Here is a 12,817-nt window from a genome sequence, read left to right as displayed (position 1 = left end):
GGGTTCCTCCTCTATCGTTGTATCGTTCCGGGGCCTGTGCGATCAGGCCTGATAGACCGTGGCGCCGCCCACGATGGTGCGGCGGACGGTCCAGTCGCTGTCGTATACCACCAGATCGGCGTCCTTGCCGGTCTCGATGCTGCCCTTGCGGCCGAAAAGGCCCACCGCTTTGGCGGGGTTTTCGCTGAGCAGGGGGATGACGTCCTCGGCGGGATGGCCGGTGAAGGCCATGATGTTGCGCAGGGCGGTATCCTGGGAGAGGGTGCTGCCGGCGCGCACACCGGTGCTGGCCAGCTTGGCGTCGCCGTCCACCACGACCACGTCGTTGACGCCCAGCTTGTAGTGACCGTCGGGCAGACCGGCGGCCTGGATGCTGTCGGTGATGGCCACCACCTTGTCCCAGCCCTTGCACTTGAGCAGCATCCGCACCGAGCCCGGATGCAGGTGACGGCCGTCGCAGATGGCCTCGCAGTAGATGTCGCTCTCCAGGGCGGCGCCCATCATGCCGGGACGGTGCTGATGGAACAGACCCATGGCGTTGAAGGTGTGGGTGCAGACCTTGGCCCCGTTGGCGATGGCTTTCATGGCGGTTTCGTAGTCGGCGCCGGAGTGGCCGATGGCGATGGTGACCTCCCCGGCCAGCTGAGCGATCATCTCGGGCATGCCCTCCACCTCGGGGGAGACGGTCATGTAATGGATGGCGCCTCCGGCGGCCTGCTGGTAGCGATGGAACAGGGCGGCGTCGCCCTTGCGCAGCAGGCTCTCCGGCATGGCGCCCTTGTACTCGGGGGCCAGGAAGGGGCCTTCCAGATGGATGCCCAGCAGTTTGGCGCCGCTGGCCGGAGCGGCCATGGCGGCCTTGGCCTGGTCGATGCACCACAGGGTCTGCTCCTCGGTATCGGTGAGGATGCTGCACTGCCAGCCGGTGGTGCCGTGGCGGGCAAAGAAAGCGCCGATCTTGTCCAGGTCCTGGGCGGTGGCGGCGTTGACGTCGATGCCGTCACCGCCGTGGGTGTGCAGGTCGATGAAGCCGGGTACCAGGGACAGCCCCGCCAGATCGACGACTTCACAGCCGGCGGGGGCGGTCAGATCGGGGCCGATGCCGTCGATCTTGCCGCCGCAGACCAGCACGTCCGCCGGCGCAAAGGCGTGGTCACGGTAGACCTGGGCGTTTTTGAAAAGAACATCCGACATGGTGAGCGCCTCCTCTCAGTAGGGCTGCTTGGAAGCAACGTCGTTGATGAGAATCATGGCATCGGGATGGGTCTGGGCCAGGGTGGCGGGGAAGTCGGCGGTGCGGTCGCCGTAGGCGGCGCGGCGCACCACGGCGCGGTGCCAGTCACGGAAGACGCCCAGGCGGATCTTCTTTGCGGAGAGGATCTGCTTCATACCGATGGTGATGCAGCGCTTGGGCATGCATTCCAGGGCACCGCCCAGGTCGCCCACCGAGTTGGTGGCGCGAGTCTCGGCGTGGATGTCCAGCATGCGGGTGGGCAGCGCGGCAAATTCCTCACAGCTCAGCTCGGGCTGAGGCTCGTTGAAGGCCAGGTGACCGGTGATGCCGATGCCGCCGAAGGCGATGTCCACACCGCCCAGCTCCTCGATCATACGGTCGCCGCGGGCGGGATCGGCGGGGTCGGGGAAGACCCGCTGCTCGGGGGGCATGACCAGCTCGGGATCGATCTGGGTGTAGACCACCCGGTCCATGAAGCCGCGGAAAGACAGCGGGCTGGCGGCGTCGATGTAGCTGCCGTCATCGTTGAGGTACTCGTCCATGTTGAAGAACCAGACATTCTTCAGGCTGATGCGCTCCTTGTTCACCCGCTCCACAAAGAAGGGGTACTGGCCCACAGGGCCTACGGGGCAGATGAAGACGGTGCGGCGGCCGGCAGCGTTGTTCTCCAGGATGCAGTCCGCCATCATGTCGGCCATCTTGCGGAAGACGGCCTCGGAACTCTCCATCTTGACCAGAGGAATCTTGGCGCCTTCGCCCAGCTGCGCTTCGGAAATATGATAATACGCCTTGTCCATAGTACGTTTCTCCTTTCATTGGTTGAGAATCAGATCTGTAAAAAGGTACGGTCTTACAAAAACAGATGTTCCAGACCCAGCTGACGGATAAAGGCCACGATCTCCTTGGTGCGGGAGCAGCCGAATTTTTCCCGGATGCTGTGGATCTGGGATTTGACGGTCTCGATGCCCACCACGCGGATTTCGCTGATCTGGCGGGCGTTGAGGCCCTGGAGCAGATAGCGGATGAGCGTGCGTTCGGTGGGGGTCAGGGAGGCCAGGGTGTTGACAAAGTACAGCAGGCTGAACTCGTTGCGCCGCAGGCGGGAATATTCCCGCAGCATGACCTCCTGGGTATGGGCACTCATGATGGGGGTGCCCGCGTAGGCCATGCGGATGTGGCGGCAGAGTTCTTCGGTGTCGCTGCCCTTCACAAAGTAGTCCACAGCGCCGGTGGCCATGGCGGTCAGGATCATGTCGTCGCTGTCGTGGGCGGTGAGGTAGATGATCTGCACATTGGGACGCTGGGGATGGATCTGGGCGGTGGCGTCGATGCCGGCGCGGATGCTCTCCATCTCGATGTCCATGAGGATCAGGTCGCAGTCCAGTGACAGGGCCTTTTCCACCGCCTCCGCGCCGGTGGCCGCACTGTCCACCACCGTGAAGTCGGGCTGTTTGGCCAGCTGCTGGCACAGGTCCTCCCGCAGAATGTCGTTGTCGTCCACTACAAGAATACGGATACTCATGATTTCACGTCCCCCTTTCTGGAGGTATGCTCGGGAAGCAGTTTGGGCAGCAGGATGTAGAAACTGGAGCCCTTGCCGTAGCAGCTTTCCACTTTGAGAGTACCCATATGTCGTTTGACGATCGTGCGGACATAATAGAGGCCCATGCCCCAGTTGGAGTTGGAATTTTTGCTGGAATAAAAGGGTTCGAAGATTTTTTTCAGGTCATACTTGCTGATGCCGGTACCCTGGTCCTGCACGCAGATGACAAGAAAGGTGTTTTTTTCCTGCACCGACAGATGCAGCGGATCGCTGCGGCCGGCTGCAACGGTGGATTCCCAGCCGTTGATGAGCAGATTGGTCAAGGCCGACTGCAGATGAGCGGGGTCGGCCAGAACCGACAGCCCGCAGGGAGGGGCTGCCTCCACCGCAGCGGCGGGATATTTTTTGCAGAGGCTTTTCACCGCGCCGTCAATGATCTCGTCCAGGCTGCACAGCCGCATGGACAGGGAATTGGATTTCAGGCTCTTGTACAGCTCCTGCACATGGGAGAGCATGCCGTCGGTGTTGTCGGCCAGCTGGCGGGCACACAGCCGGACCTGCTCCAGATCGGGGGCTTCGGCCTCCAGCGCCTCGTTCAGGCGGCGGCAGAGCACCCGGTTGGCCAGCAGCTGGTTCTTGATGCCGTGCATGAAGACCCCGCCGCCGGTGCGGGCGATGTCGTACCTGCGTTCCAGGCGGATGTCATCCTGGGTCTCGCTCCATTCCATCTTGGCCACCGTCATCATGGAGAAGATGCTCAGAAGCAGTGAGCCGGTGTTGATGAAGAGGATGACCAGATACATGGCCGGGGAGAGATAGGGGTTGAGGTACCACAGTCCCAGGGAGGTCATGTAGGTTTCCCGGTAGAAGAGGTAGACCTGGGCGGGATCCTGGGGCGCGTAGGCGGCGAAGAGGACCGCGATGCTGATGAGCAGCGTCCGGACGATGAGTTCCAGATTGCGGATGTAGCGGATGCGGGTGCTGCGCAGGCCGTGAAGGAGGATGGCGCAGCCCAGCACCAGATAGGCGAACACCCAGACCAGGGAGAAGGTCACGGCGATGCGCTGACGGCTGCCGTCCGAGGCGATGGCGAGGAAGATCGCGGGATGGTAGAGGATCAGCGACAGGACCGGCAGCACGGCGGTGGGCAGGAGGAACCTGCGCAGGCTCCGGGTCCGAACGGTGGCGGACTGGTCCAGCGCCGTGAGAAGGAACAGCCAGGGGAACAGGTAGCGCCCGATGGCCATGCCGTAGCCCAGCTGGGGCAGCGTCAGCTGCAGGAACTGCAGGGTTCTGCGGAACCCCGCCGTCACAAACAGCACAAAACTCATCTGTTCCCCGATGCCGCCTTTCTTGGCGATGTAGATCAGGGTGAACAGCAGATAGACGAACAGGCTGGCGGAAAGTCCCGCAAGCAGAAAATAGCCTCTTTGACGCTTGAGAATTGAAAAGGCCACCGATACAGCCAACAGGGCGGCAGCGACGATCAACGGCATGGTCGGACTCCATCTCTTTCCTGACTAAAATATAAGCGGATTGTTGATTTTATTATAGTGAAAAGTCAACAAAAATACAATCTGCTGTCGGAAAGGAAATACGGATGTCGAATGGGTTTGCCGCAAAGAAAAATTCTTTGAATGATGGCTTATCGATGAAAAAGACGGGACACGCCGTCGGTATGTGCCCCGTCTTTATTTTTTTGGGTTGGGACCGGATGCCCAGGGCAGAGCCTTACTCGGCCGCCTCAAGCATCAGATCGAACATGACGTAGTCGTCCACAGGAACTTCCGCCGCCACGTCGCCGCTGGCGATGAAGCCGTTCTGCTGGGACTGGTACAGCTTTTCGATGGTGCCGTCGTTGATCTCATCGATCATTTCCTGGCTGGTGAGCCACTCGGCGTCGCCGCGCTGTGCGTAGACCGTGTCGTAATCCAGGCCGCATTCGTCGGCGATCCACTGGCTGATCTGCTCAGCGTTGGCGGGATCGGCGCGGTAATCCTTGGCCTTGTACAGGGCACGGAGGAAGCGGAGCAGGTTGTCGCGATGCTCGGTGGCGTAGTCGGACATGCAGATCCAGGAGGAGATGGAAGCGGACTGATCGGCAAAGCTCAGGTTGTCAGCCAGAACCACGACGTTGTCGCCCAGTTCTTCCTGAACGGCCAGGGTGCTGGGGCTCCACAGAGCGCAGGCATCCAGAGAGCCGGAGGTCATGGCGCTGACGATGCCGGAAGCGTCCATCTCGTAGGCGTCGATGTCATCCATGGTCAGACCGGCCTGGGCCAGGGTCTGCTGCAGGATGGCTTCGCTGGAAGTACCGGAGGCGTAGCCCACCTTCTTGCCCTTCAGATCGGCGGCGGTGGTGATGCCGTGGTCGGACAGCGCCATGACGGCGTCGCCGTTGCCCACGTGGGCGAAGCAGAAGATCTTGGCCTGGCCGTTGATGCACAGCTTGTGGGCACCGGAGCCGATGTAGCCGATATCAATGGAGCCGTTCTCCATGGCGGCGATGATGGTGGGGCCGTCGGCGAAGGAGTTCAGGTTGACGGTGATGCCTTCCTCGGCAAAGTATCCCATCTGATCCGCGGTGACGACCTCCACCAGGCTGGCGTAGTTGGGCATGTACGCAATGTTCAGCGTGATGGGCTCCTGCGAGGTGGAAGTGGCTTCTTCGGCCGCCTCGGTGGTGGCGGTGGAAGAGCTGCTGTCCGCCGCGGCGGAAGAGCTGCTCGTCGCGGTGGAGCTGGTCGAGCTGCAGGCGGCCAGGCTCAGCGCCATGGCGGCAGCCGTCAGGGTTGCAAGCAGTTTTTTCATGTGGTTCTATCCTCCAATTCTATATCGATTTACAGAGTCTGTGCGAACTCTATTCGGACCGAATTTACTTGCGGACTTCCAGATATTCCTTGTAGACCTCGCCCCAGATCTCGTTCTTGAGCTCGTTGAAACGGGGGCTCATGCGGGTCTCCTGGGTGCGCGGATAGGGAATGTCGATGTTGATGATGTTCTTGATGCGGCCGGGACGGGCGCTCATGATGACGCAGCGCTGACCCAGGATGATAGCTTCCTCCACGTCGTGGGTGATAAAGAAGCAGGTCTTCTGTTTTTTCTCCCAGGTGTTGAGCAGATCGGTCTGCAGCTGGGTGCGGGTCTGGGCATCCAGGGCGCCGAAAGGCTCGTCCATCAAAAGGATCTCCGGCTCTGCGGCGTAGGCGCGGGCGATGGCGACGCGCTGCTTCATGCCGCCGGACAGCTCTTTGGGATAGTGGTCGGCGAACTTCTCCAGGTCCACCATCTGCAGGTAGCGCATGGCTTCTTTTTCGGCCTCGGCGCCCTTGATGCCCCGCATCTCCAGGGCAAAGCAGACGTTCTTTTTCACCGTCAGCCAGGGGAACAGGGCGTACTGCTGGAAGACGACGCCGCGCTCACGGCCAACGCCCTCAACCTTCTTGCCGTTGATCAGGACTTCGCCCGAGGAGGGCTGCAGAAGGCCGGCAATGATGTTCAGCAAAGTGGATTTGCCGCAGCCCGACGGGCCGACGACAGTGATGAATTCATTCTCGTGAATGTCCAGATTCACGCCGTTCAGGGCGGTCATCTGACCCTTGCGGGTATTAAAGATCATCTTGACGTTGTCAATCTTGACCTTTACGCTTCTCGTTTCTCCTGCCATCCTGTCAGTTTCCTTTCTGCAAAGTCAATCACTTTTTCAATAATCAAGCCGATGATGCCGATGATGATGATGTACAGCAGCATGGGGTCGGTATCGAAGTTGGCGTTCAGCGTGCGGATCCGCATGCCCAGGCCTGCCATGGCGCCGGTGGATTCGGCGGCGATCAGGGTGGTCAGCGCGGTGGAAGCGCCCAGACGGATGGCCGTCATGATGAAGGGGAGGCTGGCCGGTGCGATGACCCGGATGAAGATGTCACGGTCCTTGGCGCCCAGAACGCGGGCGGCGCGGATCAGGGTATCATCGATGTTCATGACGCCCTGATAGATGGTGATGCACATGATCAGGAACGTGGCGATGGTAATGGTGATGATCTGGGGGCGACGGCCGATGCCGGCGGACAGAACGATCAGGGGCACATAAGCCAGCGGGGGAATGTTGCGGATGAAGGAGATCCACGGCTGCAGAATGTTGCGTACCGGCACGTACCAGGCCATCAGGATGGCCACCGGCAGCGAGATGATAAAGCCGATGAGGTAACCGGCGAAGACCGAGATCAGGCTGCTGCCGATATCGGTGAGCAGCACGCCGCGGTCATACATGACCTTGATCTCTTGAATGGTTACGATAACGTTGGGAAAACTTCTGGATGTGACCGGAATCACAGAAAGGATGGTCCATACCACCAGTGCAGCTGCCAGAGAGATGAGCAGCCAGACTTTGGTGGGGATCCGATCTGCCAAACCGCCTGACTTTTTGTTCACGGAATCACCCTGCCTTTTCTTCTTTGCGGTGCCGGTATCGGGCCGGAACCGCGCTCCATAGTTGCTTTTTGTGTTGTCTCCAGTATAGAGGAAAAAACTCTTGACCGAAAGGGGGAACTTTTATCCCCCTGACTTTTATGGAGAGTGCACAAAAAGTCGAACCGCTGCCCATCAATATCACCGATTGCAGTGGCGAAAATGGGACAGCATGGCTCCCGGACAAACAAAAAAGCGGCAGAACCTCCCGGTTCCACCGCTTTGTGGTGATCGATCATGCGCTCATTATAGGCGCCGGTTATACAGATGTCAAGAGGTCGAAAAAGAAAGAAGACTGCTGGCCCGGGTGTTTCACGCTTCAAAGCGCTAAAATACGCGATGCAAGGAACAAAGGACTTGTGAAAAAAATCCGGCGCCCTAAAAGGAAAAAGCGACGGAGCGGGATGCTCCATCGCTTGCGGGCCGTCCCTGTGGGAGGGAACGGGCATGGATCGTGGAAAAAGCAGCCTTGCCCGGCAAAGAGGGCAGAAGAGCGTGTTTTTTGCCCTGGCCTTGCGGGGCGGGCTGCTTCCGTGAGCAGTTACAGGGCGTCCTCCGAGTAGCTGGCAAACCCTTCGCCGATGACCTCGTGGGCATCGCAGACGATGAGGAAGGCCTCGGGGTCCAGGGCCAGCACCGTCTGTTTCAGGGCGGTGATCTGGTTGGGACGGAAGGTGGTAAGCAGCACTTCCTTGCTGCGGCCGCGGTAGGCGCCCTCCCCGGCCATCCGGGTGACGCCGAAATGCTCCGCCAGCAGGGTTTTCACCAGGGCGTCGTTTTTGTCGCTGATGATGACGGCCATCCGGGCGCGGGTGGAGCCGTAGACCACCGTGTCCATGGCCAGGCTGGAGACATACATCGCCACAATGCCGGACAAAGCGCCGTCCACACTGCGGAACACCACCGCGTAGGCCGCGATGATGACCAGGTCGATCCCCAGGCAGAGCCGCCCGATGGAGATATGGGGAAAGCGGTATTTCAGCAGCCGGGCGGCCAGGTCGGACCCGCCGGTGGTGATGCCCGCCCGCAGCTGCAGCCCGATGGAAAAGCCGAAGAGCACCCCCGCAAAGACGCAGGCCAGGAACTGGTTCTGCATGGGCGGAAAGGAAACGGCAGCGGCCAGCAGATCGATCATGACGTTGCCGGTGACCATGGCGCAGAAGGAGCGCAGGCAGGAGCGGAATCCCTGGCGCCGTGCCAGCAGGACGAAGAGGGGAACGTTGAAGGCAATACCGATCACGCCCACCGGCAGCACCGGAATAAGCCGGTGGAGCACCTGGCCGATGCCGGTGACTCCGCCGGTGACGATCTGGTTGGGCTGGAACAGCCAGTCAAAGGCGAGGGCAAAGATGGCGCTGCCCACCACGATGGTGGCAACATCCCGCACCGCGCCGGGCACCTTGCGTTCCATGGCGGTGCACCTCCCTTACTGCAGCATGAGCCGGATGATCTCCCGGTCGGTCTCCCGCATGCCTTCCTTGCCGATGCGGCCCACACAGCTGATGGTCTCGTCGGCGTCCTCCCGCAGGATGCCGTTGTGGGCACCGTAGCTGCGGCCGGCCATGGCCAGGTGATGGGCCAGCATGGCGGCGTCCAGGCTGGCGGCGATCTTGGCGGCACAGCTGGCCTTGGCGCCGTCACAGATGATGCCGGGGATGTTGGCCAGGGTGTTGTCGATGGTGGCCTTGATCTGGTCGAGGGTGCCTCCATCCAGATAGGTGATGGCAGCCCCCGCCGCGCAGGAGGCGGACACCGCCCCGCAGAAAGCGCTGAGCTTGCCGATGTATTCCTTCTGGTGGACGGTCAGCAGGCCGGAGAAAGCCAGGGCACGGTAGAGCCGTTCGGCGGGGAGGAAGTTCTCCCGGGCATAGACGATGACCGGCACCGAGGAGGCAATGCCCTGGTTGCCGCTGCCCGAGTTGATGATGACCGGCATGTCGCAGCCGGCCATGCGGGCCTCCGACGCAGCGGCGGCGTAGGCGCGCATCCGGGAGAAAGTGCTGTCGGGGTAGGCGGCGCGCAGCATCCGGCCGATGCCCACGCCGTAGTTGCCGCTCATTCCCTCGTAGGCGATGTCCATGTTGCAGCGGATCTGCCGCTCAAAGATGGGGCGGATGGTCTCCAGGGGCACCGTGTCGGCGTATTCCTTGATGGCGTCGATGGTCAGTTTGCTGCGGTCGGTCTGGACAGCCTGGCCGGGCTGTCCCTCGCCCCCCGAAAAGACCGACTGGCCGTTTTTCAGGATGGAGACGATGTTGGTGTGGGCGTAGCGCACCTCCACTTCCACCGTGTCCTCCCCGCGGGAGAGCGCCACGATGAAGTGCAGCGGGATCTCCGAGTCCAGGAATTCCACCGTGCAGTGCCCGGCGGCGATGAAATCCGCCGCCTGCTGCCGGTCGGGGCCGGTCACCGATTCCAGCACTTCCATCCGGCGGTCGGCGTCGCCGCCGAACGCGCCCAGGCAGACGGCGGCCTCGATGCCGGTCATCCCGCCGGAATGGGGGATCTGGACGCAGCGCACGTTCTTGATCATGTTGCCGCTGCACCGGGCCAGAATGCGGTCCGGCTCGGCGCCCAGCACCTCCCGGGCGCGGGCGGCGGCATAGGCCAGGGCGATGGGTTCGGTGCAGCCCATGGCGGGTACCAGTTCTTCGGTCAGGATGGCGGTATACATCCCATAGAGTTCTTCCGTCATGACGGACTCCTTTCACAGCGAAATAATCGTATCCAGTTCCGCCCCGCAGGCCTCCAGCTGGCGGCGGGGCCCCAGCACGCAGACGGCGCTGCTCCCCGTCAGCTCCGCCATCCGGCGGGCATACCCGGCCACGTCGGCGGTGGTGGTATGCAGGATCTCCTGCCGGGTGCGGGCCAGCGCCGCATCGGAAAGTCCTTTCCAGTACCGGGCATCGGCGGTCTTGCCCTTGTCCCGGGGGCAGAGCAGCGGATCACTCTCCGCCACAGCGCCCAGGATGGCCCCCGTCACGTCGCCGGTGTACTGCCGCAGGAAGGCGGGAATGGCCCGGTAGCAGGCCAGGGAGTGGGCCGCGTCGGGGTCCCGGAAGGAGGAAAGGCTGGCCAGGCCGTTGTTGCGCAGCACCATGCCGGTGCCGTAGGCGCCGCCCCGCACCCGGATGTTGCTCCACAGATGGTCCAGATAGACCACCCGCTTCATCACCCGGGCGGTGCCCCGGTTGGCGTCGGGGAAGGGGCCGCTCATGGCGGCAAAGGCGATATCGGCAGGCAGCACGAAACCCTCTTTGGCAGGGGCGGGCCAGGTGGCGGCGCAGGCGGCGGGCAGGACCCGGGTCCCGGCGGGCAGGGCCTCGGCCAGCCGGACGGCAGCTTCCTCAGCGCAGGCGGGGGCATCGGAGGTCACGCTCACCGTCAGCCGGGTCCGGGTGAACAGCCGGTGCATCAGCGCTTCCAGCTGTTCTGCCAGGGCGGGCAGGGCGTCAGGACCTTCGGCCTCCCGGGCCTGGAGCCACTGCAGGCAGGCAATGCCGCCGGCGTACTCCTGCACGGCGCACTCGGTGCGGAAAGCCGCCCCCGCCCGGGTCATGGCAAAGGAATTGCCGTTCTGGGCGATCTGCCGCGCCAGGTCGGCCCGGCGTTGGCAGAGGATGGCCCACAGCTTGTCCCGGTCATCCAGCCGGGTCTCCCGCAGCAGTTCCTCCAGCAGTGCCAGGCCCCGGTCGGCCTTGCCGTTGAGCATGCTGGCCGACACGCAGAAGAACACCCGGCAGCGGGAAAAGTCCTCCGCTCCGCCGTAAGCCTCCACCCGGCTCTGCAGCGAACCGAAGGTGGCCCGCAGCCGCTGGGGCAGCCGGGCGGCGGGGGTGGTGTCGGTGCCCAGGGCCCCCAGCAATTCACAGAGGAAGGAGGCCCGGCACAGATCCTCCCCGTCCAGGTCCTCCGCGGCGAAGTAGAGGTTCAGGTAGGTGATGCCGTGGGTGGGCAGAGGGTGGCGCAGCACCGGCAGGCCCGCCGGTGTTTCCACCACAGTGGGCAGCACCGCGGGACGGGGGTCCACCTCCTCTGGCCGCAGCCGGGGCATGGACGCCAGGGCCTCGGGGGTGTCGGGGGTGGATTGCCAGTGCCGGGTGCGGTCCTGCAGGGCGCGGGCCGCAGCCCGGTCGGCCTCCGTCCAGCGGTCGGTCACCGCCCGGATACGGGCCGCTTCGGCGGCATCCCGCTGGGCTCCCAGGGTGTGGGAGGGTCGTAGGATCACCCGGCAACGATGGGGATTGTCCAGCAGGACCCGCTCCAGGAGCTGTTCGAACCAGCCCTCGTCGCAGCGCCGGTGGAGCGTCCCGAAGAGCGGCTCCACACAGAGGTTGGCCGCCGGATCGCCCCCGTACAGCCAGCTGGCGTAGACCTGGGTGGCCAGCAGCAGCCCCTGGGGCATCCAGCCGCCCTGGCGCTCCCGCAGACTGAATTCCAGGTTGTCCAGGGTGGCGTGCACCCGCGCCCGGTCCAGGCCCTTTTGCACCAGCCCGGTCAGGGTATCCCGCAGGAGGTCTTCCACCCGGGAAAGGCTCTCCCCGGCGCAGTGCTTCGCCGTCAGCAGCAGGGTGGGCTGCAGTACCCCGTCGTTGAGCTGCATCGTCACGTCCCGGGCCAGCCCCGCCTCCAGCAGACAGCGGCGCAGCGGGGCTTCGTTGTCTCCGCAGAGCACGTCGCACAGCGCCTGCAGGGCGGTCAGCTCCTCCCGGTCCCGGAAAGTCCCGGCACCGAAGCCCAGCCCCAGCCAGTGGTGGCCCTCCAGAGGTTCCCGGTCGCTCAGGGCGTAGTCCACCACGGCGGTGCCGCCGTCCACCGGGGCCTGCAGCGGCAGGGGCGGCAGCGGCGCGCCGGCGCTTCCGGCGGGCAGGGCCTCGTCCAGGATGGCCAGCGCGGCGTCCAGGTCCAGGGCACCGTCCAGGAAGATCAGCGCATTGCCAGCATTATACCACTGTCGGTGGGCGGCTGCAAAGCCCTCCCAGGAAAGTTCCGGGATGTGGGCGGGGTCACCCCCTGACACCCAGCGGTAGCAGGTATCGGGGAAAAGGCGGCGGTCCGCCTCGTATTCCAGCAGGGCATCGGGGGCGGAGAACACCCCCTTCATCTCGTTGAAGACCACGCCCTTGCAGGTGACCCGGTCGCCGTCCAGCTCGTAGTGCCAGCCCTCCTGGGCGAAGATGGCGGGGTTTTCCAGCAGTAGGGGATGGAACACCGCGTCCAGATAGACCCGCATCAGGTTGTGCAGGTCCCGCTCATCCCGGCTGGAGACGGGGTAGATCGTCTTGTCCGGGTAGGTCATGGCGTTGAGGAAGGTGTTCAGGGAGCTTTTCATCAGTTCCACAAAGGGCTCCCGCACGGGGTAGTGGGTGGAACCGCAGAGCACCGAGTGCTCCAGGATGTGGAAGACGCCGGTGTCGTCCCAGGGCCGGGTGGGAAAACCGATGCAAAAGGTCTTGTTTTCCTCGGCGCGGTCCAGCCAGACCAGCCGGGCGCCGGTGGCGTCGTGGCGCAGTTCCCACAGTACAGCCTCCAGTTCCGGCAGGTCCCGGCGGGCTATCCGGGTGAAACTCATACAA

Annotated in this window: 10 protein-coding genes; all 10 read right to left on the bottom strand. The window is 63.4% G+C overall.

The annotated features are described in order from the left end of the window. Positions 1-42: 42 nt before the first annotated feature. Positions 43-1,194: an N-acetylglucosamine-6-phosphate deacetylase gene (nagA, locus tag NQ490_RS04725; protein WP_007047728.1), complete on the bottom strand. Its 1,152-nt coding sequence runs from the start codon at positions 1,192-1,194 to the stop codon at positions 43-45. A gap of 15 nt (positions 1,195-1,209) precedes the next feature. Next, positions 1,210-2,031, bottom strand: a complete 822-nt coding sequence (locus NQ490_RS04720) for a sugar phosphate isomerase family (RefSeq protein ID WP_007047727.1) — start codon at positions 2,029-2,031, stop codon at positions 1,210-1,212. A gap of 53 nt (positions 2,032-2,084) precedes the next feature. After that, positions 2,085-2,756 (bottom strand): response regulator transcription factor, encoded by a 672-nt coding sequence (locus NQ490_RS04715; RefSeq protein ID WP_007047726.1) that lies wholly within the window; start codon positions 2,754-2,756, stop codon positions 2,085-2,087. Beyond that, a complete protein-coding gene (locus NQ490_RS04710) occupies positions 2,753-4,273 on the bottom strand; it encodes a sensor histidine kinase (RefSeq protein ID WP_007047725.1) in 1,521 nt (506 codons plus the stop codon). The genes NQ490_RS04715 and NQ490_RS04710 overlap by 4 nt, the downstream gene beginning before the upstream one ends. A gap of 235 nt (positions 4,274-4,508) precedes the next feature. After that, entirely contained in the window at positions 4,509-5,588 is a 1,080-nt protein-coding gene (locus tag NQ490_RS04705) for an ABC transporter substrate-binding protein (protein WP_007047724.1), read from the bottom strand. 64 nt (positions 5,589-5,652) lie between these two features. After that, positions 5,653-6,444: an ABC transporter ATP-binding protein gene (locus tag NQ490_RS04700; RefSeq protein WP_007047723.1), complete on the bottom strand. Its 792-nt coding sequence runs from the start codon at positions 6,442-6,444 to the stop codon at positions 5,653-5,655. Further along, the gene (locus NQ490_RS04695) at positions 6,420-7,205 is read right to left on the bottom strand and encodes an ABC transporter permease (RefSeq protein WP_007047722.1); all 786 of its coding nucleotides are present in this window, start codon (positions 7,203-7,205) and stop codon (positions 6,420-6,422) included. Before NQ490_RS04695 ends, NQ490_RS04700 begins: the two co-directional genes overlap by 25 nt. A gap of 577 nt (positions 7,206-7,782) precedes the next feature. After that, complete coding sequence (locus NQ490_RS04690; RefSeq protein ID WP_007047720.1) at positions 7,783-8,652, bottom strand: YitT family protein; 870 nt, start codon at positions 8,650-8,652, stop codon at positions 7,783-7,785. 15 nt (positions 8,653-8,667) lie between these two features. Continuing rightward, positions 8,668-9,936 carry an L-cysteine desulfidase family protein gene (locus tag NQ490_RS04685; protein ID WP_007047719.1) on the bottom strand — a complete coding sequence of 423 codons (1,269 nt, stop codon included), beginning with the start codon at positions 9,934-9,936 and terminating at the stop codon, positions 8,668-8,670. 12 nt (positions 9,937-9,948) lie between these two features. Beyond that, the gene (locus tag NQ490_RS04680) at positions 9,949-12,813 is read right to left on the bottom strand and encodes an insulinase family protein (protein WP_259951641.1); all 2,865 of its coding nucleotides are present in this window, start codon (positions 12,811-12,813) and stop codon (positions 9,949-9,951) included. Positions 12,814-12,817 lie beyond the last annotated feature (4 nt).

Origin of the sequence: Subdoligranulum variabile (assembly GCF_025152575.1) — a bacterium.
GTDB lineage: Bacteria > Bacillota > Clostridia > Oscillospirales > Ruminococcaceae > Gemmiger > Gemmiger variabilis.
The sequence above is the reverse complement of the archived record's forward strand: the minus strand, read 5'-3'. Positions and strand labels throughout refer to the sequence as shown.

Bases quoted from the DNA above. Each gene is read 5' to 3' on its own strand.
- NQ490_RS04680 (WP_259951641.1), bottom strand. From the start codon at position 12,813: ATGAGTTTCACCCGGATAGCCCGCCGGGACCTGCCGGAACTGGAGGCT.
- NQ490_RS04685 (WP_007047719.1), bottom strand. From the start codon at position 9,936: ATGACGGAAGAACTCTATGGGATGTATACCGCCATCCTGACCGAAGAA.
- NQ490_RS04715 (WP_007047726.1), bottom strand. From the start codon at position 2,756: ATGAGTATCCGTATTCTTGTAGTGGACGACAACGACATTCTGCGGGAG.
- NQ490_RS04700 (WP_007047723.1), bottom strand. From the start codon at position 6,444: ATGGCAGGAGAAACGAGAAGCGTAAAGGTCAAGATTGACAACGTCAAG.
- nagA (WP_007047728.1), bottom strand. From the start codon at position 1,194: ATGTCGGATGTTCTTTTCAAAAACGCCCAGGTCTACCGTGACCACGCC.
- NQ490_RS04720 (WP_007047727.1), bottom strand. From the start codon at position 2,031: ATGGACAAGGCGTATTATCATATTTCCGAAGCGCAGCTGGGCGAAGGC.
- NQ490_RS04690 (WP_007047720.1), bottom strand. From the start codon at position 8,652: ATGGAACGCAAGGTGCCCGGCGCGGTGCGGGATGTTGCCACCATCGTG.
- NQ490_RS04705 (WP_007047724.1), bottom strand. From the start codon at position 5,588: ATGAAAAAACTGCTTGCAACCCTGACGGCTGCCGCCATGGCGCTGAGC.
- NQ490_RS04710 (WP_007047725.1), bottom strand. From the start codon at position 4,273: ATGCCGTTGATCGTCGCTGCCGCCCTGTTGGCTGTATCGGTGGCCTTT.